This is a genomic window from Thiothrix sp. UBA5583 (genome assembly GCA_002425225.1).
Classification (GTDB): domain Bacteria; phylum Pseudomonadota; class Gammaproteobacteria; order Thiotrichales; family Thiotrichaceae; genus Thiothrix; species Thiothrix moscowensis.
In genome coordinates, this window is sequence record DILV01000015.1 from 1 (window position 1) to 25,976 (window position 25,976).

Consider the following 25,976-nt stretch of genomic DNA (forward strand, 5'->3'; position numbering starts at 1 on the left):
GAGATCGACAGGTCGCGCAGCGACTCCGGCGTATCGGATTGGTTAAGTTTTCTTGCCCAACTTTCCATCAATCCGGCGGCTTGGCTGGCTTCCGCAAGCCAGCCATAACGCTGGTAAACAGCCAACACACGCTCAGCCACTATCAAATGCTCACGCCGGATGTCCCCCGTTTTGCTGGATAACCGCAGCCACTCATCAACAACCGGTTGCTGTGACTCGGGAACAGGACAATGCCCGCTATCCGCTGCCGCATAAACAGGCATCTGGGTTTCCCGTACACCCTCTGCTACCGCATCCATTTGCAGCAGACTATCGTTCCAATACTCGGTGGCTACCCGCACTGACCATAAATCAGGAATCAGGCTGGCGATTTCCGGCTTCAGGGATTCTGGCAACACAAACAACATCGGGGCAGGATAAGCATTGCGCCACACATCACGCCGTTCATTCAGGCGCAACAATAATTGGCGATACTGGTTCAGAGCTGTAGCATCCTGGGTATGATACAAGGCAATCCACACTGGTGCGTGCAATAAACGCCACTGCTCGTCACGGTTAAGCAGTTTGAGTATGGTGTGTTCCAGCCATTTGGGATCATCAGGCTGGTAAAGGATTTCCTGAAGCCGGGTAGTTTTTCCAACAAAAAAGCGTTCGAGGCGATACTTGAAAATATTGGTCAACGCAACATTGGAGGCGAACAGGAAAAACAGCGCAAAACCATCACTCCACTCCAGATGCTGGCGCAATTCCTGCCACAGTTCTTCACCCTTGCTGTTGAGTCTCGCGTTCATCCAGTACCTTCATCCGCTCCAGTACATAAGCCGTAATCAGGGGATGGATGCCATACCAGCTTTCACCATTCTGGTAATGGATGACCAAATTACGGTCAAACAACAATGCCAACTCTGGCAATCGGTCACGCTCATCCAGTTCGGCCTGCTGGGTTTGATTGACCCGGAACAACCAGCGAGTAGCCACATCATCAATCGGTTGCAAACTGCGGGCGAGTTTCTCTTTTGCCAGACGCGCCAGTTCGCTATCCAGCGGCAGTTGCAAGATCTGCTGGCTCCCCCCTTTTATCAACATCTGGCTAACCAGAAAGAAAAAGTCCCGAATGTCACCGCCGCTAGCCATCGCCAGTTCCTGCAAAACGGCTGGCGTAAAAATTTCACGGGCTGATGCGGAACGGCGGTAAACCATGTCACACAGAATCGCCACACCTTGAGGATCTGGATCACCAGACTGGCGTTGACGTACATGCACACTGGACAATGAAACCGGAATTTCCCCCGCACCAATAGCAATACTGTTCAGGTAAGGCGGGATAGTAATGACCGTATGCATCATTGGCAGCCGCAGGTGTTTGCCATCAGCCCCAAACAGACGTACCACGCTTTCATACACTTGCCGGACGTTACCGTAATAACCCCGGATTTGTTCAAACGAATCAATAATGACCGCCACCTGCAAACCCGGATGCTGGTATTTCTGGCGCAAACCGCCTACCAGGGCTATTACAAAGTCCTGCACCTGCTGCACCAGTTCGGTGATATGCCCACGCACCGCTTTCTGCAAACGTTGCTTGAAAGAGTCGTCTGCTTTCAAACGTGCCGTAATATCCGCACCAAACTTGACCGCAGGCAACTCAACTTCGGCATTCACATGACTGACGTTGATCTCGACCCGCCCCAGAAACCACTTGAGTTTTTCCCACAGGTTTTGTTCCAGCACATCCAGATCGTGTTCATTTTTGGCTTGTGCAGCCATCCCGCTGGCTACAGCAATCAGAAAATCACTGATTTCCACCGGCTCGGACATGTGTAGATAATCCAGCATGTCGATGTAAAACACCACCACACCGCTGTCTTTCAGCAAACGGCGCAGGCGCAACAGTTCCGTACTTTTTCCTGTACCCCGCTGACCCGTAACGTAATACAAGCTCTCGGTATCGTTGAAACCAATTTCATTGCAAATTTCTGCGATGGGGTCATAAGGTAATTGCTGCACATAAGGCACATACCAACGCGCATCCACCGGATCAGCGGGATCCAGCGGTTTCTCGCGCAATGCCTGATACAGTTCTTTTAATTTCAGCTTGGGGGGCAGTGTTTCCATGTATCTGATTCTAGTTACTGATGCCAAGACTTTGCAAATGCCGTGGGCTATTTTCCCAGTTCTCTTCTACCCGTACCCACAGTTTCAGCATCACCTTGCGCTCCAGGAATGCTTCCAGCGCAATGCGTGCCGAGCTGCCGATACGCTTCAAGGTTTCGCCCTTATTGCCGATGACAATGCCTTTCTGATTGTCACGGCTGACCCAGATCACGGCGTTGATTTCGGTCAGTCTGGGCTTTTCTTCAAAGGTTTCGATTTCGACGGCGGTGGAATACGGCATTTCCTGATGCAGGTAGACCATCAATTGCTCACGGATCAGTTCGCCGCAAATGAAGCGGGTGGACTGGTCGGTGACATCATCTTCCGCATAAATCCAGTCCTGCTGTGGCATGACCTTGACCAGCGCGGCTTTGAGCTGCTCGGTATTCGTGCCTTTGGTGGCAGACAGCGGGAAAATTTCACGGAACGGGTATTTCGCTAACACGTCCGGCAACCAGTTCAGCAGCTTTTCCTTTTTTTCCACCCGGTCAACCTTGTTGGCAACCAGAAACACCGGGCATTTGACGTGGGCAAGACGTTGCAACACGAGGGAATCTTCGTCCACCCATTTCATGGCTTCGACGATCATCACCACGGCATCGACCCCTTCGAGGGCAGCGACCGCTTCCATGTTGATGGTCTTGTTGAGCAGACTTTTGGAGGTGCGATGAATGCCCGGTGTATCGACAAACACGAGTTGGTAATCCTGTTCGGTCAGGATACCCCGGATATTGTGGCGGGTAGTCTGCGGCTTGTTGGCGATAGCCGACACCTTGAAACCGATCAGGTGGTTCATCAGGGTGGACTTGCCAACATTGGGTCGCCCAACAATGGCAACATAACCGCAGCGGGTGGTGGAATGTTCCGTCATTTGCTTGTCACCTGTTCAAAAGCCAAACTGGCGGCCTCCTGCTCGGCCTTGCGGCGACTGCTAGCAGTACCCTTGGTGCGGATACCAAACCCAGGAATCACACATTCGGCAGTAAAGGTCTGACGGTGCGCCTCCCCCTGCACATCCAGCAGGTTGTATTCCGGTAAGGCATGACCGCGTGACTGAAGGAACTCCTGCAAGCGGCTTTTCGGGTCTTTCAGCTCGTTTTCAGAGGGCAGGTTATCCAGCCGCTCACCGTAAGCCGTCAGGATGAAATCCTGTGCCGCCCCCAGCCCCTGTTCCAGATAAATGCAGCCAATCAGGGCTTCAAAGGCATCCGCCAGAATGGATTTGCGCCGGAATCCGCCACTTTTCAGCTCTCCAGGCCCAAGCCGTAAAAAATCGCCGATGCAAAGACTGGTGGCAATGTCTGCCAGAGCATTTTCATTCACCAGTGAAGCACGCAAGCGGCTCAGGTAGCCTTCACTAGCCCGAGGCATCTTTTTATAAAGCTCCGTGGTGATAACCAGCCCCAGCACGCTATCACCAAGGAACTCCATCCGCTCGTTGTGTTTGCCATCCGCGCTGCGGTGGGTGATGGCACGGGTAAAGGTATCCGTTGCCATCAGTTCATTGCCCAGCAATTTGGTCAGTTTGTTCAAGTATCTCCAGCCTTTCCGAGTTCTGCCGAATAGTTGAATGTAGTCAGAAATTCAATGTTTGCCATCCAATGCTTACGCACTTCATAGTTGACTGCAAGTGCACGGACATTTCTTTTGCCCTGTATCTGTTCCACCGAAAACGCATCTGATGACAAGGTATACAAGCCGTTGATGTTCATGTAATCCTCAACCTTGGCACGGATTTGCTGCTTGCTTGCCGTTGCCAAGGAGGAATCCTGGGCGATTTCATCCACCAAAGAGCGCACGGCATAAAACTCCAGATACAGCGGAACCAGTTTTATTGCCGTTACAAAAACGAAAGCGACAATACCCGCCCCCGCCATCCAGGAAAAAAAAGTTGCACCTTTCTGCTTGCGCATGATTAAACCACCTTGTTGTTATTGATTGGACGGTTATAGAGCAGCGGCAATCAGTTTTTGTCGATGGATGTACCGATCCGTGAGAAATTCACACCATCGCCACTGAAGTTCCAGTGCATCCACACATAGGTTGCCTTGCCGACAATATTCGCCTCAGGCACCAGCTTCCACGCACGACTGTCATTACTCATGTCACGGTTGTCACCCATCATGAAATAATGACCTTCTGGTACTTCAATCGAGCCGCTAGTACCGCCCGTATTGGGCACGACCAGAATATCATGCTTAACACCCAGCAAGTCTTCCACTAGACGGGTGGTCTTAATCGAGCCACGCTGGTCGGCAACTACATAATCACCCGCCAGAGTACGGTTCAATTCAACACCGTTGACTTTCAAGGTTTTGTTGTTCCACTCCACCTTGTCACCCGGCACACCGACTAAACGCTTGATGTAATCCTTGGTGGGATCTACCGGATAACGGAACACGACTACATCTCCGCGCTGGGGCGAGCCTGTTTCCAGAATTTTGGTATGCAGCACTGGCAAGCGCACGCCATAGGCATACTTGTTGACCAGAATGAAATCACCGATTTCCAAGGTTGGCAACATGGAGCCGGACGGAATGCGGAATGGTTCCATCACAAACGAACGCAACACCAGCACCGCCAGCAACACCGGGAAAAACGAGCGGGCATATTCAACCAGTATCGGCTCTTCCTCAGGGCTTTTGCCACGGTTAAACATGACATACAGCAACCAGATAATCCCGCTGACGACCGTTGCCGTCAGTAACCAGAACTCCAAATCAAAATCCATGTCCTGTTCCTGTCAGTTTTTATTTATCGCTAACTTTCAGCACAGCAAGGAAGGCTTCCTGTGGAATTTCCACACTGCCCACCTGCTTCATACGTTTTTTGCCTTCTTTTTGCTTTTCCAGCAACTTGCGCTTGCGGCTCACATCACCGCCGTAACATTTCGCCAGTACGTCCTTGCGCATCGCCTTGACGGTGCTACGGGCAATGATGTTGCTGCCAATGGCTGCCTGAATCGCCACTTCGTACATCTGACGCGGGATCAGGTCTTTCATTTTTTCGACCAGTTGGCGTCCGCGTGACTGGGCGAAATCGCGGTGGATCATCAGTGCCAAGGCATCGACCTTTTCGCCATTAACCAGAATATCCACCCGCACCATCGGTGCTGGCTCAAAACGCTCCATCGTGTAGTCAAATGAGGCATAGCCACGACTGACCGATTTGAGGCGGTCGAAAAAGTCCATCACCACTTCTGCCAGCGGCAGTTCAAAAGTCAGGGATACCTGATTACCCATGTACTGCATGTTTTTCTGCACGCCGCGTTTTTCGATACACAGGGTAATAACATTGCCCAGATACTCCTGTGGCAGCAAAATCGTGCCGCGAATGATCGGCTCGCGGATTTCCTTGATTTTGTTGACAATCGGCATTTCCGCCGGGCTGTGGATGAATAACACCTCACCACTGGTTTGTTCCACTTCGTAGATAACCGTTGGCGCGGTGGAAATCAGGTCAAGGTTATATTCGCGCTCCAGCCGCTCCTGCACGATTTCCATGTGCAACATGCCGAGGAAGCCGCAGCGGAAACCAAAGCCCAGTGCCTGCGAGGTTTCTGGCTCATAGAACAGCGCGGAGTCGTTGAGCTTGAGCTTGGACAGCGCATCCCGCAGGTTTTCATACTGGTCGGATTCAATCGGGAACAGACCCGCAAACACACGCGGCTGGATTTCCTTGAACCCCGCCAACGCCGTTTCAGCAGGCTTTTGCGCATCGGTAATGGTGTCACCGACTTTGGCAGCGGTGATGTCCTTGATGCCGGAAATCATGAAACCCACTTCACCCGCCCGCAGCGTATCCAGATCTTTCATTTTCGGGGTATACACACCCACGCGCTCGACCTGGAAATCACGCCCGGTGGACATGAAACGGATTTTTTGTTTCTTGCGAATTTCACCATCAATCACCCGCACCAACACCACCACACCAAGGTAGTTGTCGAACCACGAGTCGATAATCAGGGCTTTGAGTGGCGCATCGGGGTCGCCTACTGGTGGCGGAATGCGTTCCACCAGTTGTTCCAGCAGGTCTTCGATACCGATGCCGGTCTTGGCACTGACGTGTACCGCGTCGGAAGCGTCAATGCCGATAATGTCTTCAATTTCCTGGCACACGCGGTCAGGGTCAGCGGCGGGCAGGTCAATCTTGTTAAGTACCGGCACGACTTCAAGGTTCAGGTCGATAGCGGTGTAGCAATTGGCAACACTTTGCGCTTCCACCCCTTGCGAGGCATCCACCACCAGCAATGCGCCATCGCAAGCCGAGAGTGAGCGTGATACTTCATAGGAGAAGTCCACATGCCCTGGCGTGTCGATAAAGTTCAGGTGATAGATTTCGCCATTACGCGCCTTGTAATCCAGCGACACGCTTTGCGCCTTGATGGTAATACCGCGTTCACGTTCCAGATCCATGGAATCCAGCACTTGCGCTTCCATTTCCCGCTGTTCCAGACCGCCGCAATACTGGATAAAACGGTCGGAAAGGGTCGATTTACCGTGGTCAATGTGCGCAATGATCGAAAAGTTGCGGATGTTCTTGTTCGCCTCACCCATGCTGTAATGCTTGCCTCAAAATCGCTTCATCGAAGAAATGCCGGAACAGAATCCGCTCTCCATATGCCACCACTGGGACATCCGCATTAAAACGCGCTTTCAGGTCTGCGTCCGCGTCGATGTCAACCAGCACGAAGCCAAAATCCAGTTCATCCTGAAATTCAGCCAGAAGCGCCACCATTTCGTCACACAGGTGGCAACCGACGCGATGATACACGGTAAGACAGGTTTTTGCTTCACTCTGTTGCATTTGCCTCAACCTTCATGGCGAGGAAACGGGCGGAGCCATCACGCTGCACCAGCACAGCAACCGTCTTGCCCGTCTCAAGACCTGTGGCAATACTGCGGGCTGTCTCCAGCGACGTGACGGGTTGACCGTTAATTTCGCTGATAATATCCCCTGCGATGATGCCTGTTTTACGGGCAGGCTCACCAATCACCTCTTCCACCTGCACCCCTCCTTTCAGGTTAAGGGCTTCAAGGGTCTGAGGGGAAACTGTCAACAGTTTCATGCCCAATACACCCGCCACCGGCTGATGTATTGGCTGATCGGGTTGGCTGGCAGCCGCTGGCAATTCGCGCTCATTAGGCAACTCGGCAATTTTCAGAGTAACATTCTGGCGCTCACCGTTACGCAAAACACCTACCGTCACATCCTTGCCCAAAGGGGTTTTACCTACCAGTGGTGGCAGAGCAGAGGCATCATTGATTTGCACTCCGTCAAACTCAAGGATGACATCTCCCTGTTTCAGGACATTAGCCGCCGGGCCTCTGGGCATCACCTGCGCCACTAGCGCCCCTTCCGGCTTGAACATATTGAAAGACTGGGCAAGCTCGGCACTGATTTCCTGGATGTAGACCCCAATCCAGCCACGCGCCACTTTACCCTTGCTTTTCAACTGGTTAATAACATCCAGCGCAATATCAACCGGGATCGCAAAGGAAACACCCATGAAACCACCCGACTGACTGTAAATCTGTGAATTGATCCCGACCACTTCACCGTCCAGATTGAACAACGGCCCGCCGGAATTACCGGGATTGATGGCAACATCGGTCTGGATGAAAGGCACATAATTTTCTGCTGGCAAGCTACGCCCGGTCGCACTGACGATACCGGCAGTCGCACTATGGTCAAAGCCAAACGGGGAACCGATGGCTAATACCCATTCGCCCACTTCCAAGTTTTGTGAAGTGCCCATTTTCAATACTGGCAAGCCGGTAGCAGCCACTTTTAACAAGGCAATATCGGTACGCTCATCTGTCCCCACCACGGTCGCTGTCAGCTCCCGCCCGTCACTCAGTTTTACCTTGATTTCATCGGCATCCTGTACCACATGGTGGTTGGTGACAACATAACCATCTGCCGAATAGATAAAACCGGAACCACGCGAATCACTATCAAAGCCGAAAGGGTTTTCACCTTTGCCTTCTGGGTCGAAAAAGCGTTTCATCAACTCGTCAAACAGCTCTTCGGCTTCCGGTGTTTTGAATTCTTCCGGCAGCATTTTTTTGGGAGAAAGTTTTTGCTTGATACTGATATTGACGACGGCTGGGCTGTTTTGTTTGACCAGACCTGTAAATTGGGGCAGATCGCGGGCAGACAGGCTACCGGCACACACACACAGCAATGCAAGCAGCATGGCTTGCATAAAACGTTTTAACATGGAAGCCCATCTCCTAACTGGTTGGGGAGCAACAGCGGCAATTATGCGGGCTTATCAGGAATAATCAAGGAGATGGCATCAGCGTGCTATAAATGACCTGATCGCGGTGACGCAAAATAACCGGCTGGAATCCCTTGCCACTCATGGAACGGGAACCCAGTTTGTTAGCAAGCCGCAGGCTACCCAGCAAACCCACCACAGCAGCCAGCACCACACCTGCCTCCCCCTGAATACCCAGCAGGGACAGCAAGCCACCACCAAGCACCGCAGCCAGCAGCATACCAATCAAAGGCAGCAAATAAGCCAGCAGGGAATACAGCACCAAGGCATCAGCCTGAATGCCCACGATCACGGTATCACCAGGACGTGCATAGACGGGATTCAGAACCCGCATTTTCTGCGATTCCTTGCGAATAAACTCAAAACTTGATGAAGAAGAACAACCTGTTTTGGAAGAAGAACATCCGCCACAACTACCATTTCTCCCTTGCGGCAGTACCCATGCGTACCCGCCTTCCACACCAGTTACCAGCGCCGTTTGCTCAATCATTGCCTTGTCCCCAGTTATACTTGTTATAGCTGTATTGTACACAGGGGAGCTTGACTCAAACTTAATCACACCATGTTCAGAATCAGCGGGCACGTTGCAGCCCCTCGCTGATGCTTTTCAGGGTAGCTACCGGCACTTCACCGACCAGCACCACTTTGTGTCCAGCCGATTCGGCAGTGAAAATATTCATTGCACCAGCAGACAACTCCATGTTTTCCAAAGCGCCCGGTTTGCCGGGGTCAACAATGAAAATGGAAACAGACGTCATACCATCCGACAGGATGATCTGGCGCACACCACTGCCAGGCTCCATCAGGCTCTGCACCTGATGAAAACCCGCTGGCAAGGCAGTAAACAACCAGCCGCCGCTATCCTGCGCCTGCCCTGCCTGCGCCATCGCTTGAGGTGCGGCAGATGTCACATTCGGGCTGACGCGGAAAGCTGACGCATCCGCAGCAGCCGGTGCAGGTTGTGCTATATCCAGCGCAGTAAACATCAACTGTTCAACCGGCTGGTGAGATCGGTCAACCAGGGAATATTTCAGCAGCATCCCACTGGCAGGATCAATACAGTAACGTTGCAGGTAACGCATTCGGTCTCGGGGACGCGCAACCACAATGCGACAGGAACGGTTGGCGACCGTTTCATCCCCGCCGAAATCCAGCGAATACGCATCCCCGGCTGGCGGTATCACTGCCTGAAACTTGGCAAGGGAAAAACTTTCCACCGCATCCGGCGCAGCCTCCCCGCCTTGCGACAGACGGATCACACTTTCCTTTTCTGTGCCATCCTCAACCAGATGGCTGATTTCGTAGGTGGAAAGCTCATTACCCTGCGCATAGACCAATGTCCCCTTGTAACTCAGGGAATGTACCGCTGTGCGCATCTGTGCCAGCAAGCTCATCGCGTCACTGGCCAATACGACTGGCGAAGCCGCCAGCATACCTGCCAGCAGGGTAAGCGAAACAGACTGTTTAACGTTCATTGCCATAGGAAACTGCACGTATGGAAGGAGCAATAGCCGTGGTGGATGCGTACTTCACATGCTGCGCCACGTACTGCTTGAGGATGTCGCGGGTCTGTGAATCTACACGCCCAATCTGGCGGATACGGTCATCAACGTTGGTGGCAGAAGCCACAGCGGTTTGCCCATTGGCTGGCAAGGCTGCAACCGCCTGAGGCGCTGATACTGGAACAGGGGCAGCAGCTACCTGCTCTGCTGTCCGGGTTGGCTGTTGCATGAACAACATGCCACCCATTGCTAAAGCAGCAACCGTAGCTGCCATCGCAACACCCCAACCCATGCGGGATGAAGTCATCGCAGCCTGTTTGCGCACTGGCACTTGCACCGCAGGCTGGTCATAAGCCGGTTCATCTACCAATTCGTCCTGAATCCGTCCCAGCAAAGAGATACCCTGGCTGCTACGTTGTGCGTTGCCTGCCCGCATGGTTTCACCAATCAGTGCATAACGAGACAAGGTATTCCCCAACTCATCATCTTTACGCAATTCATCCAGCAGCCTGCGCCGCTCAAATTCACCTGCCTCGTCGTCCAGCAACGCAGACAGGAATTCTGTTTTACTTGTGTTCATTTCATTTCACCTGCACTTGAGACACTACTCTTCGGGGTTTAACTCAGCAGTGGTCTCAACACCTTGTCAATCGACTCACGAGCGCGGAAAATCCGCGACCGCACAGTACCTATCGGACAATCCATCGTCACGGCAATTTCTTCATAACTCATGCCTTCCAGCTCGCGTAACACAATGGCGGTACGCAAATCTTCCGGCAAATCATCAATAGCCCGGTTAATCGCCACCCGAATCTCATCTGTCAACATTTCATGCTCGGGAGTGGCATATTCCTTTAGAGCAGACTCCCCCCCAAATTGTTCCGCTTCTTCTGCATCAATATCACTATCCGGCAAACGGCGACCTTGTGAAACTAAATAATTTTTGGCGGTATTAATAGCAATCCGGTAGAGCCACGTATAAAAAGCGCTCTCACCACGAAAGTTTTTCAGACCACGGTAAGCCTTGATAAAGGCTTCCTGCGCCACATCCATAGCCGTATCATGGTCATGCACATAACGCAGCACCAGATTGATAACCTTGTGCTGGTATTTGAGAACCAGAACATCAAATGACTTTTTGTCTCCCGTCTGAACACGCTGGACCAGATCGAGATCAGTGAGGCTAGCGCCCATCAGGGCTGTTCTCCTTGGTTGTTTGGCTGCAAAGGTTATATGCTACAGATCGCCTGTCAATATTAGAATAGCCAGCGATTATTAATTCGGTTGCTGGCACAAGAGGTTAATGATGTACGACGTACTGATTATCGGCAGCGGAGCTGCTGGCCTGACCCTAGCCCTGAGCCTGCCGGAAACGTGCAAAATTGCCGTACTGAGCAAGGATGTGATCACTGAAGGCAGCACCGTCTATGCCCAAGGCGGCATTTCCGCCGTACTGGATGCGACTGACAGCGTGGATTCGCACATTGAGGATACCCTCAACGCCGGGGCTGGCTTGTGCGATTCCGATGCCGTGCGTTTTACCGTGGAAAATGGAGCGAAATCCATCAACTGGCTACTGGATGCCGGAGTTCCGTTTACCCGCGAAGAAAGTGACACCAACCGCCTACACCTGACTCGCGAAGGCGGGCACAGCCACCGCCGCATCGCCCACGCCGCTGATGCCAGTGGTGCAGCCATCGAACACACCCTGGTGGATCAGGTACGGCAACACACCAATATTACGGTACTGGAACACCACATCGCGGTAGATCTGATTACTGCCCGCAAGCTGGGTTACCGTGATAACCGCTGCGTGGGTGCTTACGTACTGAACCGCAAAGCCAAACGCATCAGCCCGCTTCAGGCACGTTTCACCGTGATTGCCAGCGGTGGTGCCAGCAAGGTTTACCTGTATACCAGCAACCCGGATGGAGCCAGTGGTGACGGCATAGCCATGGCCTGGCGTGCCGGTTGCCGGGTTGCCAACATGGAATTCATGCAATTCCACCCGACCTGCCTGTACCACCCACACGCCAAGTCCAGTCTGATTACCGAAGCGGTGCGCGGCGAAGGTGGACGCTTGCTGCTGCCAGATGGCACACGCTTCATGCCGAAATTTGATCCACGTGCCGAACTGGCTCCACGTGATATTGTGGCGCGTGCCATCGACCATGAAATGAAGCGGCTGGGGCTGGATTGCGTTTACCTCGACATCAGCCACAAACCGAAGGATTTCATCCTCAGTCATTTCCCCAACGTGTACGCCACCTGCCAAAAATTTGGCTATGACATGAGCAAAGAACCCGTCCCTGTCGTCCCCGCCGCCCACTACACCTGCGGCGGTGTCATGACCGACCAGCACGGCTGTACCGACGTGGACGCACTGTACTGTGTGGGCGAAGCCTCCTACACCGGCTTGCATGGTGCCAACCGCATGGCCAGTAACTCGCTGCTGGAATGCATTGTGTACGGGCAGGCAGCCGCACAACACATCATCACCCGATTGGATGAATCGGCTCCCGAGGTAGAAATCCCCCACTGGGACGAAAGCCGCGTCACCGATTCCGACGAGCGCGTGGTCATTACCCACAACTGGGATGAAATCCGCCGATTCATGTGGGACTACGTAGGCATTGTACGCACCACCAAACGCCTGCAACGCGCCCGCAACCGTATTGAATTACTGCTGCGCGAAATCGACGAATATTACGCCAACTTCCGCGTCACCAGCGATTTGGTGGAACTACGCAACCTGGCGCTGGTAGCACGCCTGATTATCCGCTCGGCGCTACTGCGCAAGGAAAGCCGGGGGCTACATTACACTCTCGATTACCCCAAGGCGAATCCACAGATGGAAGCTATCCCCACCATTCTTGACCCAATTACCACTTACCACCCGTATTAACAGCGGATGAATTTACGCTACAATCGCCAACTTTCCGACTAATCGCTTCAGGATACGGCATGGAACTCTCAGCACTGACTGCACTTTCCCCCACCGACGGGCGTTACGCCAGCAAAACGGCGGCATTGCGCCCGTGGTTCAGCGAATACGGCCTGATTTACCATCGCGTGCTGGTGGAAATCCGCTGGCTGCAAATGCTGGCATCCCACCCGCAGATTGCGGAAGTGCCGCCATTTTCTGCCGCAGCCAATGCGTTCCTGGAAAGCATCCTCAGCAACTTTGCCGAAGCCGACGCCCTGCGGGTCAAGGCAATTGAACGCACCACCAACCATGACGTAAAAGCGGTTGAATACTACCTCAAGGAAAAAATTGCCGGACAGGCAGAACTGGAAGCGGTCAGCGAATTCATCCACTTTGCCTGCACCTCCGAAGACATCAACAACCTGTCTTACGCCCTGATGCTGAAAGGCGGCATGGAACAGGTGATCCAGCCGGAGCTGGCAACCACCATCGACGCCATCCGCAAGCTGGCGCACGCTTATGCCGAGATTCCGCTGTTGTCACGAACCCACGGCCAACCCGCCTCCCCCACCACCTTGGGCAAGGAAATGGCCAATGTAGTTTACCGCCTGCAACGCCAGCAAAAACAAATCCTTGCCGCGCAATATTTAGGTAAAATCAACGGCGCGGTCGGCAACTACAATGCGCATATCAGCGCCTACCCGGACATTGACTGGCAAACCACGGCTGAGCAGTTCGTGACCTCACTCGGTTTGAGCTGGAACCCGTACACCATCCAGATTGAGCCACACGATTACATCGCCGAAACCTTCGATGCTGTGGCGCGTTTCAACACCATCCTGATCGACTTTTGCCGTGATGTTTGGAGTTACATTTCGTTAGGGCATTTCAAACAGAAAGTGGTCGCGGGCGAAGTCGGCTCCTCTACCATGCCACACAAGGTCAACCCGATTGACTTCGAGAATGCCGAAGGCAACCTCGGTATTGCCAATGCACTGATGACCCATCTGGCACAGAAACTACCCATTTCGCGCTGGCAGCGTGACCTGACCGACTCCACTGTGCTGCGTACCCTCGGCGTTGGCCTGGGGCATTCGCTGATTGCTTACCAATCTGCGCTCAAAGGCATCAGCAAGCTGGAAGTGAATACTGCCAGCACCGCCGCTGACCTCGATGCCAACTGGGAAGTGCTGGCAGAACCCATCCAGACCGTGATGCGCCGCTACGGCATTGAGCAGCCTTACGAAAAGCTCAAGGCGCTGACCCGTGGGCAACGCATTACACCAGAGGGTCTGCGTGAATTCGTCAATACCTTGGAAATGCCGCAGGCAGCCAAAGATGCACTAATTGCCATGACACCCGCAACGTATATTGGTAATGCGGTTGAACAGGCAAAGGCGATTTAACATGTTTGGTGACATTTCCGTTGAAGAATTCCTGCGTGACTACTGGCAGAAAAAACCACTACTGATCCGCAATGCCCTGCCCAATTTCCAGTCCCCTATCACACAAGACGAACTGGCGGGACTAGCTTGCGAAACAGATACTTCCCGCATTGTCATTGAGAAAGGTGGCAAGCACCCGTGGGAAGTCAGGCATGGTGCTTTCGACGACGATGATTTCACTAACCTGCCCGCAACCCACTGGACGCTGCTGGTCAATGACACCGACCAGTTCCTGCCAGAGCTGAAAGCGGTGATGGAACCCTTCCGCTTCATCCCGGATTGGCGCATTGACGACCTGATGATCAGCTTTGCGGTCGAAGGCGGTTCAGTCGGACCGCATGTGGATGAGTACGATGTATTCCTGATCCAGGCACAGGGGCAACGCCGCTGGCAGATCACGACCCAGCCTGCCCACCCGGACAATTTCCTGCCTGATCTGGAATTGCGCATCATGCGGGATTTCCAGCCGGAACAGGAATGGGTGGTCAACCCCGGTGACATGCTCTACCTGCCACCCAATGTGCCGCATTACGGGGTTGCATTGAACGAGTGCATGACCTATTCGGTTGGTTTCCGCTCGCCTTCGCAGGCTGACATGCTGGAAAAACTGGTGGAAAATTTGCTGGAAGAACCACGCCTGCAACAACGCTTCAGCGATCCAGAGCGTCAATTACAAGGCGACCCTGGTGCATTGACCCAGACAGATATGGACAGGCTGATTGATTTTCTGGTTGATGCTTTGCCACAAGATACCCATGCTTTGCAAATGTGGCTGGGTAAATACCTGACTGAACCCAAATCAGCCAACAACATGCCTGAAGCAGACCCCATCAGTAAAGCTGCTTTTAACAAACTGCTTAACCGCAAAAAGACTTTTATTAAATCACCGAGTTGTCGTTCCCTGTATTTTCTGGAAGAAAATGACACCTGCCTGTTTATTAACGGACAACTCTTTCGCATCCCTGCCAAACAAACTACTTTTGCGCAAATGTTATGCCAACAAGAGCCACTCAAACACTCTGACTATAAAATATTCATGGAAGATGCAGAGTGCTTAGAAGTTATGCATGGGTTAACCTGCAATGGCATGATCCATGTCAAAGATTAATCATAACTCTGATTAATAAATCAAGGGTAAACCCTTATAAGAAGAATACCGTTCATCGGTAATTCAGAATAATACCCGTAACATAGCAGTCATAAATAATCCATATCGTCGAGGGTTTCAAGATATGGAAGAGGGTTTTATTTATTGTTTAAACAGGGGAAAATCATGGAATCTAAAAATTCCATTCTTGCCGCTTTGTGCGGTGCATGTGTCGTGGGCATTACCGCTTTTTCGATGCCGACTATCGCTAGTGCCGATGACGCGAAATACAATATTTCGATGAAACGGGCTAATCCAAATGAGCCGATCAGCCGTGACGGCATTCTTTCCGCAGTCAAAGCCAAATATCAGGGACGTATCCTGTCAGTTCAGGAAAAGCCATCCTCGTCCGCACCTGACTGCCATATCGTGCGAATGCTATCATTAACTGGTGAATATATGACCATACAGGTTGCTTGCGGTGGTTAACCAAGACTGGCAAGGCTTGCGAAAAAAGGTCTGCCAGTAAGATACAAATGCCCGGAAGATTGAGGGATCTTCCGGGCATTTTTTTAGGACAAATCAAATTGATAGTTTTTTATTCCTGATAAGCTGTTGTATCATTGCATGGCTCGTCTTTACTCGCTTTGGGGGCTTGCAGACGAGTCAGACCTAACCCTATGACTAACTTAAAAGAATTTCTGTTATGCGCGTACTTATCGTTGAAGATGAAAAAATTATCCGCGACCAGGTGGCAGAGGATCTGAAAAAAAGTGGTTTCACTGTCGATGTTGCCGCTGATGGTGCTCAAGGCATGTATGTAGCACTGGAGTATCCTATCGACATTGCCGTCATTGACCTCGGCTTGCCCAGCAAACCTGGCGCACCGGTGAACAATGATCAGGGGCTGGATATTATCCGCACAGTACGAACCAAAGGGCTGGATTACCCGATTATCATCCTGACAGCGCGTGACCGCTGGCAAAGCAAGGTTGAAGGTCTGGAAGCTGGTGCAGACGATTACATCACCAAACCTTTCCACACCGAAGAACTCATTGCCCGTCTGCGTGTCCAGTTGAGACGTACCGGACGCTGGACACAGGCAGAACTGAATTGCGGCCCTATCCGCCTGAACACCTCCGAACAGCGGGTTTATGTCAATGAAACGGAAGTCATACTGACTGCCTATGAATACCGTGTGCTGGAACACCTGATCCTGCACGCAGGGGAAGTTGTTTCCAAAACACGCCTGACTGACAGCTTGTACGAAGAAGATGCGGATCGTGACAGCAACGTGATTGAAGTGTTCATTCGTCGCCTGCGGATCAAGCTGGATCCAGACGATACCCTCAAACCAATTGAGACATTACGTGGGCGCGGCTACCGCTTCACCTTGGCTCGCACCTGAGATACAACCCAAAAACCGCACGAACTTACAACATGACCAGATCGTTAAGAAGTCGACAACTCATCAGTGGTTTTGGTGTCATCATGGTCGGGATAGTCATGCTCGGCACTATGCTGCACTGGTTTGCCTATCGCTATAAAATCGACCAAAAGCAGACTGAACTGAAAGAAATCTCTTACAATGTACTGGGGTTTCTGGAATTTCGTGACGGCACTTTTGCGGTAGTAGATGACCCTGAAATGCAGGGAAAAGCCGACCAGATCATCGAAAAACACGCGCTGCGGGATGTTGAAAACCTGCGCTTTGCCTATGTAATGAATGCTTCCACCAAGGACATTGTGTGGAGCGCCAACAGCAAAGGCAAACCGACCCAAGCTGACCCTACCTACTTTCTTTACTTTGATGTAAAGAAAGAAAGTGCCAGTTTCGAGCCGAGTTTCGACCAGAAAAAGCCACTCCCGATCGACAGCACGGCAAGCACCATGCAGGGGCAGAACAAATATACCTATAGCCAGGAATACCTGCTGGCTGTCCAGACTTTTTCCCTGTCACCGCATGGTGACTTCCAGTTTATCGCCGGATTGTCACTCGCTGATATTGACAAGGAAATGAAGGACATGCGGCAAAAGTTCGCCATCCTGCTATTCCTGTCGGCAGTGCTGGTATTGATTGCGCAAATGGCACTGAGCTTTTGGGTGGTTGCGCCCATCAAGGAATTTGAGGATGAGGTCAAATCCATTGAAGCAGGTGAACGCGACACTATTGGTGAGCAATATCCTGAAGAACTGATTCCAGTCAAAAATGCTCTCAATGGCCTGATCAGCCATGAAAAGGGGCAGAAACAACGCTATAAGGATTCACTGGATGACCTTGCCCACAGCCTCAAGACACCCCTGGCTGCCATGCAGAACCAATTGGATCAGTTAAACCGCATCCAGATAGAACAAACCCAAGTCAATCATGGCTTGCAGGTATTTGGTGCACAAATCGAGCGGATGCGTGAAATCATTTCCCACCAGTTGCGCAAAGCGATGGTGACAAATCAGGGAGCCATGCTGCTGGCACAACCGGTGCGCCCGGTACTGTTCCGCTTGCGTGATACCCTGCAAAAGGTTTACCGCGACAAAACGTTTGAAATCCGCATCAATGTTGACGAATACGCCAAATGCCGAATGGATGCAGAAGACATGATGGAGCTGTTCGGCAACCTGCTGAACAATGCCTGCCGCTTCTGCAAAGACGTCGTGGAAGTTTCCGCCCACCATGAAAACAACATGCTGGTGCTGGATATTGACGATGATGGCATGGGTTTCCCTAGTGAAAACCCATCAAAACTGCTGCAACGTGGCATCCGCGAAGACAGCAAAAGTGATGGACAAGGCATTGGTCTGGCTGTCAGTACGGAAATCGTCTCTGCCATTGGTGGCAAAATCGAGCTGCTCGTTTCACCGCACGTCGGCGCACGGGTACGTCTACATCTGCCGATCTGATCCGTTCCAGAAAATCAGCGGGCAACACGCAAGATACCGGGGCTTGCTCCGGTTCCATTCAGTTCCGGTCGGTACAGGTCTTCCACATGTGGGGGGGGAACAACAAACTCGCCTTCCGCAATCACCCTTACAATATAAAACAGGTGATGCCTATTCTTGGCTACTAGGGGCAAAGCGGCGCTATAACGGTCTGCTTGCAACTTTTCCATACGGGGCTTGTTGTTACCCATCAATTCCAGCACTGTTCTGCCATCCCCTTCCACAACCAGACTTTCCAGCCGTTCGATTTGTTTCAGGTCAACCTTTTCAAGCTCGAATGCAGCGGGTAACAGATCCACAACCATTGCATCCCTGATATGGACATTGCTGCTGATTGACAAATGTACAAGCAGCAATTGCCCATGCCGGATGTCCTGCAACTGGACTTTTTTGCCCATCATGTCATACCACTCACGCCGTATTTCAATAGGGTCGTTATCGGGTGTGACTGGTATATCCGGGTAGCCAGTGAGTGACAAACTAGCATACAACGCTGTTTTGCTACCTATTGCCAGGGTAATGCCCTGGTGCAAGACATCGCTCAGGAATGAATGTATCTGTAGACCATTTCCTTCCAGTTCCAGCGTGTCAGCACCCTTTTGCAAGATAGCCTGCCAGCCGCCAGTGGATTTTCGTCCGGCTTCCAGACCAGCCAACGCCACGAACAACTGTTCCTGGGCACTGAGACGGGTACGTTTGCGCAACCATTCAGCCAGTGTGTTGATACGTCCGACCTGTTCATCAGGCGTCAGCAGCTTGTTACGCAGCAGCAGGTAAAACATGGCGGCCTCTTCCCGCAACGCGCTGCCATAGTCACCCACAGATACCCGGTCATCACGCACCCGTTCTGTAGCCTGCTGAATAGCGGCTGCGCCTCGTTGCTTATCCCCCATCATGTTCAGTGCCAACCCCAGATGCACCAGTGGCAAACCGGATACGGCCTTACCTGCTGACTCGTCATACAGGGCACGCAATGTCACCAGTGATATTTTACGGGTGCGTGCCAATACATAACCGGCATAGGCACGTACAGCCAAATCCAGATGTGCTGCGGCTTCGGAACCTGCATAGCGGCGCTCGGCAGGTGCAGTATTATCCTCCAGACGTTGTTGCAGGTTTGTCAGGGTACGTTGCCACAACCATTCCGGTACAGCAAAACCCTGATTCTTGGCATCCTGCATGAAATCTGCCATGTGGGGAGCCAACCAGTCGCTTGCTTCTACTGAACCATCCCATAATGCAAAGCCGCCATCTGGCAATTGCATCCCACCCAGCCGCAACCAGGCATGATTGAGCTGCCGCTGGAGCTGTTCCCTGCTCAAGGCTTCCATACCCAGACTTTCAGCCATGTCGGCTTGCAAATACAGGTAAGGCCATAGCCTGCTGACTACTTGTTCCAGAGAATCGGACGTGTGATGGGACAAGCTCTGCAAGGCCGTGCGTACAGGCAAGGCAGGTACTGGGGAAAGATTCAGGTTAGCCGTCAAGCCAGCCGACATGAAGCCCTGCGTAACGGCTGCGTTGACATCCATACTTTCTTTGGGCTGCAACACCCTGTTCAGCACAAGTTGGCGGGCAGGATACACAGCCGGGCGGATGATCAAGGGCAACTCCCGGTGCAAGGTAAAATGCTTGCCAACCAGTTCCAGACGGATCAAGCCATTTCCCAACATCTGCCCGCTTGTTGCCAACGGAAATTGCAAAGTCGTGCGCTCGCCTTGCTTCAGCAGTATCTCCTTGTCCAGTGTATCCATTTTCAATGCAAGGCTGGCAGACAGTTTCAGATTAATCGCCTGCTGTTCACTTGTACTGTTGTGCAAGTCAACCGACACGAAGGCGTTGTCACCAATAGCCAGAAAACCAGGCGCAGCCAGATTGGCAGCTACCGGAGTAGCTACTTTCAACTCACGTTCGGCATTGCCAAAACTCTCAGCAGTAGCGGCTACTGCCATCAGGCGCAACGTTCCATCAAAAGCAGGCAACTGCAAATCAATGTTAGCAACACCTTGCTGGTCAAATGACACCGCCCCGGAAAACAAGGCAACAATTCCAGCGTTGACTGGGGTGGGCGAGCTTGCCTTATCATGACCTGCGCCCCCCACTACACTTTGCTGCCTGACCAACCCATCATTCTCACGAATGATCTTGCCGTAATCATCGTACAACCTGACAGCGTATTCATGTTGCGAAAAATAGAAGGCAAACGGATCAGGTGTCTTGAAACCCGTAGCAGCCAATGCCGCTGTATCGACTGTCGCCAGCGTCACAATGGCAGCTTGCCCAGCCAATTGCTCTGCCCGAACGGTGACATTGACCTTTTGCTCGGGTAATACCTGCTCAGGTGTTTCCAGCACCAGTTGCAAACGCCGCTCTTCCCGCTCCAGCGGCAAAAACAGTACACCCAGCATCCGCTGGGGAGCAACCTTTTGACGAGGATCAGCAGGATGGAAGCCCATGACCGTGACATACAAATCATGCCTATTCCATTGTTTGTCAACAGGAATATCCATAACCAACCCATCTGTGGGCAAATGGATACGTTGTGACCACAACAATCCATCACCCTCAACTGCTACAACTGCCTCCCCTGCTGCGGGGGGCCTGATGCTCAAGCGAGCGACATCACCTGCCACATAGGCGGGCTTGTCCAGCGACAGCTCAATCCGGTCAGGCCGATTAGCCGCATTTTCCGACTGTTCCCTGTCCCAGCCTGCATGAAAGGGATAAACCGTTTTTAAACCTGTCTGCGGGTCTTCAACTTCCAGACGGTAAAACCCACGCTGTACGGCAAAAACCACCCTACCCAAGGCTTTGTCGTCAAGCTGCACTTTTTGTTGCAAAACGGGAGCAGCGGTGGAAGCATCCTGACGCAACCAACCCTGCTTGTCGCTGTATTTCCAGAAGTAATCCCCGGACTCCTTCACCAACGAAACAACCAGCGGGCGATCCAGCGGTGCTGCCTCTCCTGTTGCCATCACACGTATCAGCTCGAACGCAGCATCGCCCCCGGCATCGACCGTATCATGGGCAAACTCCGGCTTGATACCTACCAATTGCGGTGCAGGCCAGAAAGGCACTTTCAGTTCACCGCTGCTGCTGCGTCCTCCGGTTTCATGCAAACTTGCCATGATACTCACATTCAGCGGTGAATGAATTTTACCCTCCAGCGCAGGTACTTCCAGAAAACCACCTCCCGTCTCGCTGAGCAGCACGTCAGGAAGCTCGCTTTTTCCGGCTAGCTTCCTGTCTTCAGGATGACCAAAATAATAATCCCTGAAAACATCCAGCGGGTGGTGATTCACTGCCACCGACCTGCTGGCAGTCACCCGGTTGCCCGCCGCCGGGACACCATGTAAATAATCGCCTTGCACTGCCACCATCAGCTTTTCACCACTGGCAAGCCGTTTGTTTTCAGTCGCCAGGGAAAGTGCCATCCGCTCCGGCACAAATGCTTCCACGCGAAACGCAAAACGGCTGGCGGGTATTTCGTCCTTGTGGTGGAGACGCACCTCCGCCTGCCATTCGCCATTGGGGGCATCCACCGGGATTGGAAAACGGTAACTGAAAAAACCCAGATCAGGGTTGCTCGCCGTCAGGTCTTCATCCAGCACAACCCGCTGATCCGGGCGCACCAGCCGCAGATTCAAATGGCTAACTGAAACTGGCTTGCCATCACGCTCACGCAACAACGCCGACAAATCCAGTGTATCCCCCGGTCGGAACAAGTCACGATTACCGTAAACAAACGGAGCCAGTACCCGATCCTTGTTACCTGTCACCGCATACCCCGACAAATCGAGTGCCGTATCACGCACATCCAGAAAAGCAAACTGCCCACCCAATTCAGCCATCAGCAGTAAACTTCCCTGTGGCAGATGCGTAAAACTCGCCTGCCCGTTTTCGTCAGTTACCACCTCCAGCGAGCTATTATCACCTTGCAATTCAAGATTGACGCCCTGCAAGGGCTTGCCTGTATCGAGGGCATTAGCAAACACCACCATCCCACGTGAATACAGACGTACATGTAAACCGATATTGCTCACAACAAATGGGGCAATCCGGTAAGCCTCCTCACCGAAACGCCCCGGCTGGCGCATGACCGCAAAATACAGCCCTTGCGTTTGTAGCTCAGGAATAGTCTCCACCGGGATACTCATAGCAGTATCCGCATTCGGCTTGGCTCCTGTTAGATAACGGTTGGCATAAACACTGGTTGTCGCCTCGTGGATTTCCTCCAGTTGCCACTGCCCAAGACGCTCACCCAAACGGATACGTTTGAGCATGGTGTGTAGCTTGTCAGGTTGTACCCGCAGGAATTCAATATCCAGTTCCGGCACATTCACCACCCGGATAGGCAAACCATCTGTTAGCTTGGCGGGCAGGAGGCTTCCCCGACTGGCGAAGTCAAATGCAGGCAGAATGTCGCGGGTCTTGAGAGTAATATCGAGCGGTTTTTGCAGCTTCAACTTGTTCTGGCTAGTGACACCTGGCCTGATCTGGATGCGGTATTCAGTCTGTGGCTGGATATTGGGGAAATACAGGCGACGCGGCTCATTGATCAACACCCAGTTCCCCGCCACTGACTTGCCACCAACCGTCAGGGTTACAAAAGAAGACAGATCATCAGAAGGCTGCAAATCCTGTGAAAAGGTTATAGCAAGTGCAGAACTGTTATCCAGCGTCCGTTCTGCTACATCCACCACCAGCATTTGCGTCAGCAGCTCTTCATTACTGTACTCTGGCAAACCTGACAGTTTTTCCGCAGCGTTCACCAGCGGTGCAGACAACAGCACGCCCAACAGTAACCAGAAATACACGAAGGAAAACCGGCGACAAGCCTGATGAGACATTATTGTTTTCTCCGTCCCTGCTAGAAGACAAAGGTTATATGATAATGGCTGGGGTGAATATTTGCAGCGAGAAAGGGCAAAGGAAAAATACGAGAAAAAAGTGGCGACCCTACGGGGATTCGAACCCCGGTTACAACCGTGAAAGGGTCGTGTCCTAGGCCTCTAGACGATAGGGTCGCTGATGTAAAACCACAAATTGTAACAGGTTGGAAAAGTGGCGACCCTACGGGGATTCGAACCCCGGTTACAACCGTGAAAGGGTCGTGTCCTAGGCCTCTAGACGATAGGGTCGCTGATATAAACTTCCAAACCTATTTGTTGCTGTCTCTTGGCGAGAACAGCACGACTGTAGACAAACCGGCAAATAATACCAAAAAGCCGACTGGCACAGCCATTAAAAATATTTTAGCCAACTCATCACTGTCTGCAAACATGAAACCGAATCCTAATACCAGACCCGTCACTGTTATGATCAAACCAGCAATCAAGCTGTACCGACCAATGCGATCCATACAAATACCTCTCGCAGCGGTCAAAATTTGGTGGAGCTAATCGGGATCGAACCGATGACCTCTACAATGCCATTGTAGCGCTCTCCCAGCTGAGCTATAGCCCCACGGCTAAAGAGAGGCGAATTCTGAGGGAATCCGCCGATTCTGTCAAGCACCTTTTAAGGAATTTGCAAAGATTGCTTTATGCACATCGCCAAGGCTGATGATACCTTTCAGCTTGCCACCTTCTACCACTGGAATACGACGGATTTTTTGCACACACATGAGAGAAACAGCCTTCATCACAGGCATGTCCGGGCTGGCTGACGCAACCAGCTTGCTCATAATGTCGCCGGTCTTAAGCATCAGGGCGTCACTGTAGTCTTTTTCCATTCTTTCAAAGTCGGGCGCACCCTCTTCCTTGGCAACCTCGGAAATATCAGGGAACATCTTGCGCAGCACATCTTTCTCGGAGACAACACCCACCACATTGTTGTTGTCATCCACCACCGGCATACCGCTGATCTTGTTGAAGCACATCACCTCGACAATATCCCTGACCGGAGTGCTTGCCTGGGCTGTTTTTACGTTTGTAGTCATGATGTCTTTAACTTTCATGCTTCCTCCTCGTTGTACGCTGAATTTTATTGCTGCGGCTGCTGTTTTATTTGCAACCGCAGCATGAACATAGCATGAAAAAACCTTACACCATACTGACCTTTAGGGGTGGATCAACCAGCCGCTGGCAAAGAGCGGATAAAGCCGACAGCCCGCAGGATTCTGGCGAGGACACGCTCACGCCCGACCAGTTCCAAGGTGATTTCCAGAGAAGGCGAGGAAGTACTGCCGGTAACAGCAACCCGCAACGGTGGCCCTACCTTGCCCAGTTTCAGCCCGAGTTTTTCGCAGGCGGCATGGATAGCAGCATGGATCGGCTCAGCCTTCCAATCAACCAAGGCTGCCAGTTCCGCATGGACGGCTTGCAGGGTATCTGCGGTTTCTGGCTTGAACTGCTTTTGCACGGCAGTTTCATCATAGGCAGCGAAATCTTCGTAGAAATAGCGACTGATCGCGACCATTTCCACCAGGGTCTTGGCGCGTTCACGCTGGGCATTGATCATGTCCGCCAGTGCCGGGCCGCTGGATACATCCAGGTTTTGTGCCTGCAAATGCCATTGCAACTGGCTCTCCAGTTCTTCCACTGGCAGGGTTTTGAGGTAATGCTGGTTTAGCCACAGCAACTTGTCGGGGCTGAAAGCAGACGGGGCACGGTTAATAGCTTCCAGCGAGAACAGGTCAATCATTTCCGCACGGCTGAAAATTTCCTGATCGCCATTCGACCAGCCCAGGCGTACCAGATAGTTGAGCAGTGCCTGCGGGGTAAAGCCTTCGTCGCGGTATTGCATGACACTGACTGCGCCATGACGTTTGGACAGGCGTTGTCCGTCCGCCCCAAGGATCATCGGTACGTGGGCGAATTTTGGTGGCTCGCAACCCAGCGCCCGCATGATGTTGATCTGGCGCGGGGTGTTGTTGATATGGTCGTCACCCCGGATAACGTGGGTAATCTGCATGTCGATGTCATCCACCACCACCGTCAGGTTGTAGGTCGGCGTGCCATCGGAACGGGCGATGATCAGATCATCCAGTTCCTTGTTGCTGACAGTGATCTTACCGCGTACCAGATCGTCAAATTCCACCGCACCATCCTGCGGGTTGCGGAAGCGGATCACTGGTGCAATCCCCTCCGGCACATCAGTACGCCCCAGGCAACGCCCGTCATAACGTGGTTTTTCCTTGCGAGCCATTTGAGTTTCACGCATCTGTTCCAGCTCATCCTTGCTGCAATAGCAGTGGTAGGCGTGGCCTGTATCCAACAATTGCTGGATCACTTCCTTGTAACGGTCGAAACGGTGGGTCTGGTAGAAAGGGCCTGCGTCATGTTCCAGTTGCAACCATTCCATGCCCTGCAAAATGGCATCGACGGATTCCTGAGTGGAACGTTCACGGTCGGTATCTTCGATCCGCAGGATGAAAGTTCCGCCGGTTTTACGGGCGTATAACCAGGAAAACAAGGCAGTGCGTGCACCACCAATATGCAGGTAGCCAGTCGGGCTAGGGGCAAAACGGGTTCTGACGTTCATGAGCTTCCAGATAATAAACCTTAAGACTAACTGAATGAAAAATAATCAAATTATTCAGTTCCAATTCAGTGCCATCGCCGCACAATAACACCTGTTCAAAGGGCTAAAGGGGTTAATAAAAACAACAATAGGGGCTAAACCCCTTCTTTTTATACCG

The 25,976-nt window shown here is 52.3% G+C and carries 23 protein-coding genes and 3 tRNA genes; 6 read left to right on the forward strand and 20 right to left on the reverse strand.

What is annotated here, in order from left to right:
- The 13 genes from B2U47_RS04610 to rpoE all read right to left on the reverse strand — a co-directional run.
- Window positions 1-791 (reverse strand): hypothetical protein (locus B2U47_RS04610; protein ID WP_296681398.1); only part of this gene is annotated, 791 nt, incomplete at its 3' end.
- A complete protein-coding gene (locus B2U47_RS04615) occupies window positions 763-2,115 on the reverse strand; it encodes a hypothetical protein (RefSeq protein WP_296681400.1) in 1,353 nt (450 codons plus the stop codon). The genes B2U47_RS04615 and B2U47_RS04610, both read right to left, overlap by 29 nt.
- 10 nt (window positions 2,116-2,125) lie before the next feature.
- A complete protein-coding gene (gene era, locus B2U47_RS04620) occupies window positions 2,126-3,025 on the reverse strand; it encodes a GTPase Era (protein ID WP_296681403.1) in 900 nt (299 codons plus the stop codon).
- Complete coding sequence (gene rnc / locus B2U47_RS04625; RefSeq protein WP_296681405.1) at window positions 3,022-3,687, reverse strand: ribonuclease III; 666 nt, start codon at window positions 3,685-3,687, stop codon at window positions 3,022-3,024. Before rnc ends, era begins: the two co-directional genes overlap by 4 nt.
- The gene (locus B2U47_RS04630; RefSeq protein ID WP_296681407.1) at window positions 3,684-4,067 is read right to left on the reverse strand and encodes a DUF4845 domain-containing protein; all 384 of its coding nucleotides are present in this window, start codon (window positions 4,065-4,067) and stop codon (window positions 3,684-3,686) included. The genes rnc and B2U47_RS04630 overlap by 4 nt, the downstream gene beginning before the upstream one ends.
- Window positions 4,068-4,117: 50 nt before the next feature.
- A complete protein-coding gene (gene lepB / locus B2U47_RS04635; protein WP_296681409.1) occupies window positions 4,118-4,885 on the reverse strand; it encodes a signal peptidase I in 768 nt (255 codons plus the stop codon).
- Window positions 4,886-4,904: 19 nt separating this feature from the next.
- Window positions 4,905-6,710 (reverse strand): translation elongation factor 4, encoded by a 1,806-nt coding sequence (gene lepA, locus B2U47_RS04640; RefSeq protein ID WP_296681411.1) that lies wholly within the window; start codon window positions 6,708-6,710, stop codon window positions 4,905-4,907.
- Complete coding sequence (locus B2U47_RS04645) at window positions 6,703-6,960, reverse strand: glutaredoxin family protein (protein ID WP_296681412.1); 258 nt, start codon at window positions 6,958-6,960, stop codon at window positions 6,703-6,705. The genes lepA and B2U47_RS04645 overlap by 8 nt, the downstream gene beginning before the upstream one ends.
- Window positions 6,947-8,377, reverse strand: a complete 1,431-nt coding sequence (locus B2U47_RS04650) for a Do family serine endopeptidase (RefSeq protein WP_296681414.1) — start codon at window positions 8,375-8,377, stop codon at window positions 6,947-6,949. Before B2U47_RS04650 ends, B2U47_RS04645 begins: the two co-directional genes overlap by 14 nt.
- A 64-nt stretch (window positions 8,378-8,441) precedes the next feature.
- Window positions 8,442-8,927 (reverse strand): SoxR reducing system RseC family protein, encoded by a 486-nt coding sequence (locus B2U47_RS04655; protein ID WP_296681415.1) that lies wholly within the window; start codon window positions 8,925-8,927, stop codon window positions 8,442-8,444.
- 82 nt (window positions 8,928-9,009) lie between these two features.
- Window positions 9,010-9,918 (reverse strand): MucB/RseB C-terminal domain-containing protein, encoded by a 909-nt coding sequence (locus tag B2U47_RS04660; protein WP_296681417.1) that lies wholly within the window; start codon window positions 9,916-9,918, stop codon window positions 9,010-9,012.
- Window positions 9,902-10,519: a sigma-E factor negative regulatory protein gene (locus B2U47_RS04665; RefSeq protein WP_296681420.1), complete on the reverse strand. Its 618-nt coding sequence runs from the start codon at window positions 10,517-10,519 to the stop codon at window positions 9,902-9,904. Before B2U47_RS04665 ends, B2U47_RS04660 begins: the two co-directional genes overlap by 17 nt.
- Window positions 10,520-10,557: 38 nt before the next feature.
- A complete protein-coding gene (gene rpoE / locus B2U47_RS04670; RefSeq protein ID WP_296681422.1) occupies window positions 10,558-11,133 on the reverse strand; it encodes an RNA polymerase sigma factor RpoE in 576 nt (191 codons plus the stop codon).
- Window positions 11,134-11,245: 112 nt separating this feature from the next.
- On the opposite strand from rpoE, the gene nadB reads away from it, so the two are divergent.
- From nadB to B2U47_RS04700, 6 genes are all read left to right on the forward strand, one after another.
- Window positions 11,246-12,844 carry an L-aspartate oxidase gene (gene nadB / locus B2U47_RS04675; protein ID WP_296681567.1) on the forward strand — a complete coding sequence of 533 codons (1,599 nt, stop codon included), beginning with the start codon at window positions 11,246-11,248 and terminating at the stop codon, window positions 12,842-12,844.
- Between the two features lie 59 nt (window positions 12,845-12,903).
- Window positions 12,904-14,271, forward strand: a complete 1,368-nt coding sequence (gene purB / locus B2U47_RS04680) for an adenylosuccinate lyase (protein WP_296681424.1) — start codon at window positions 12,904-12,906, stop codon at window positions 14,269-14,271.
- A 1-nt stretch (window position 14,272) separates the two neighbouring features.
- Entirely contained in the window at window positions 14,273-15,418 is a 1,146-nt protein-coding gene (locus B2U47_RS04685; RefSeq protein ID WP_296681425.1) for a cupin domain-containing protein, read from the forward strand.
- Window positions 15,419-15,583: 165 nt separating this feature from the next.
- Complete coding sequence (locus B2U47_RS04690) at window positions 15,584-15,886, forward strand: hypothetical protein (protein ID WP_296681428.1); 303 nt, start codon at window positions 15,584-15,586, stop codon at window positions 15,884-15,886.
- Between the two features lie 217 nt (window positions 15,887-16,103).
- Complete coding sequence (locus B2U47_RS04695) at window positions 16,104-16,805, forward strand: response regulator transcription factor (protein ID WP_296681430.1); 702 nt, start codon at window positions 16,104-16,106, stop codon at window positions 16,803-16,805.
- A gap of 32 nt (window positions 16,806-16,837) precedes the next feature.
- Complete coding sequence (locus B2U47_RS04700) at window positions 16,838-18,295, forward strand: ATP-binding protein (RefSeq protein WP_296681432.1); 1,458 nt, start codon at window positions 16,838-16,840, stop codon at window positions 18,293-18,295.
- Window positions 18,296-18,309: 14 nt separating this feature from the next.
- Here the strand turns inward: B2U47_RS04700 and B2U47_RS04705 are convergent, their stop codons facing one another.
- The 7 genes from B2U47_RS04705 to gltX all read right to left on the reverse strand — a co-directional run bounded on the left by B2U47_RS04705 (window position 18,310) and on the right by gltX (window position 25,819).
- Complete coding sequence (locus B2U47_RS04705) at window positions 18,310-23,184, reverse strand: alpha-2-macroglobulin family protein (RefSeq protein ID WP_296681434.1); 4,875 nt, start codon at window positions 23,182-23,184, stop codon at window positions 18,310-18,312.
- A gap of 101 nt (window positions 23,185-23,285) precedes the next feature.
- Window positions 23,286-23,361, reverse strand: a tRNA-Glu gene (locus tag B2U47_RS04710).
- Window positions 23,362-23,399: 38 nt separating this feature from the next.
- Window positions 23,400-23,475, reverse strand: a tRNA-Glu gene (locus tag B2U47_RS04715).
- Between the two features lie 20 nt (window positions 23,476-23,495).
- Entirely contained in the window at window positions 23,496-23,696 is a 201-nt protein-coding gene (locus B2U47_RS04720; RefSeq protein WP_296681436.1) for a hypothetical protein, read from the reverse strand.
- 28 nt (window positions 23,697-23,724) lie between these two features.
- A tRNA-Ala gene (locus tag B2U47_RS04725) sits at window positions 23,725-23,800 on the reverse strand.
- A gap of 43 nt (window positions 23,801-23,843) precedes the next feature.
- A complete protein-coding gene (locus B2U47_RS04730) occupies window positions 23,844-24,293 on the reverse strand; it encodes a CBS domain-containing protein (RefSeq protein WP_296681438.1) in 450 nt (149 codons plus the stop codon).
- Window positions 24,294-24,406: 113 nt separating this feature from the next.
- On the reverse strand, window positions 24,407-25,819 hold the full coding sequence (gene gltX, locus B2U47_RS04735) for a glutamate--tRNA ligase (protein WP_296681439.1): 1,413 nt from the start codon (window positions 25,817-25,819) through the stop codon (window positions 24,407-24,409).
- Window positions 25,820-25,976: the final 157 nt, after the last annotated feature.

What these genes read in the sequence shown, in the direction of transcription:
- B2U47_RS04615 (WP_296681400.1), bottom strand. Translation starts at nt 2,115, where the DNA reads ATGGAAACACTGCCCCCCAAGCTGAAATTAAAAGAACTGTATCAGGCA.
- era (WP_296681403.1), bottom strand. Translation starts at nt 3,025, where the DNA reads ATGACGGAACATTCCACCACCCGCTGCGGTTATGTTGCCATTGTTGGG.
- B2U47_RS04630 (WP_296681407.1), bottom strand. Translation starts at nt 4,067, where the DNA reads ATGCGCAAGCAGAAAGGTGCAACTTTTTTTTCCTGGATGGCGGGGGCG.
- lepB (WP_296681409.1), bottom strand. Translation starts at nt 4,885, where the DNA reads ATGGATTTTGATTTGGAGTTCTGGTTACTGACGGCAACGGTCGTCAGC.
- lepA (WP_296681411.1), bottom strand. Translation starts at nt 6,710, where the DNA reads ATGGGTGAGGCGAACAAGAACATCCGCAACTTTTCGATCATTGCGCAC.
- B2U47_RS04645 (WP_296681412.1), bottom strand. Translation starts at nt 6,960, where the DNA reads ATGCAACAGAGTGAAGCAAAAACCTGTCTTACCGTGTATCATCGCGTC.
- B2U47_RS04650 (WP_296681414.1), bottom strand. Translation starts at nt 8,377, where the DNA reads ATGTTAAAACGTTTTATGCAAGCCATGCTGCTTGCATTGCTGTGTGTG.
- B2U47_RS04655 (WP_296681415.1), bottom strand. Translation starts at nt 8,927, where the DNA reads ATGATTGAGCAAACGGCGCTGGTAACTGGTGTGGAAGGCGGGTACGCA.
- B2U47_RS04660 (WP_296681417.1), bottom strand. Translation starts at nt 9,918, where the DNA reads ATGGCAATGAACGTTAAACAGTCTGTTTCGCTTACCCTGCTGGCAGGT.
- B2U47_RS04665 (WP_296681420.1), bottom strand. Translation starts at nt 10,519, where the DNA reads ATGAACACAAGTAAAACAGAATTCCTGTCTGCGTTGCTGGACGACGAG.
- rpoE (WP_296681422.1), bottom strand. Translation starts at nt 11,133, where the DNA reads ATGGGCGCTAGCCTCACTGATCTCGATCTGGTCCAGCGTGTTCAGACG.
- nadB (WP_296681567.1), top strand. Translation starts at nt 11,246, where the DNA reads ATGTACGACGTACTGATTATCGGCAGCGGAGCTGCTGGCCTGACCCTA.
- purB (WP_296681424.1), top strand. Translation starts at nt 12,904, where the DNA reads ATGGAACTCTCAGCACTGACTGCACTTTCCCCCACCGACGGGCGTTAC.
- B2U47_RS04685 (WP_296681425.1), top strand. Translation starts at nt 14,273, where the DNA reads ATGTTTGGTGACATTTCCGTTGAAGAATTCCTGCGTGACTACTGGCAG.
- B2U47_RS04690 (WP_296681428.1), top strand. Translation starts at nt 15,584, where the DNA reads ATGGAATCTAAAAATTCCATTCTTGCCGCTTTGTGCGGTGCATGTGTC.
- B2U47_RS04695 (WP_296681430.1), top strand. Translation starts at nt 16,104, where the DNA reads ATGCGCGTACTTATCGTTGAAGATGAAAAAATTATCCGCGACCAGGTG.
- B2U47_RS04700 (WP_296681432.1), top strand. Translation starts at nt 16,838, where the DNA reads ATGACCAGATCGTTAAGAAGTCGACAACTCATCAGTGGTTTTGGTGTC.
- B2U47_RS04705 (WP_296681434.1), bottom strand. Translation starts at nt 23,184, where the DNA reads ATGTCTCATCAGGCTTGTCGCCGGTTTTCCTTCGTGTATTTCTGGTTA.
- B2U47_RS04720 (WP_296681436.1), bottom strand. Translation starts at nt 23,696, where the DNA reads ATGGATCGCATTGGTCGGTACAGCTTGATTGCTGGTTTGATCATAACA.
- B2U47_RS04730 (WP_296681438.1), bottom strand. Translation starts at nt 24,293, where the DNA reads ATGAAAGTTAAAGACATCATGACTACAAACGTAAAAACAGCCCAGGCA.
- gltX (WP_296681439.1), bottom strand. Translation starts at nt 25,819, where the DNA reads ATGAACGTCAGAACCCGTTTTGCCCCTAGCCCGACTGGCTACCTGCAT.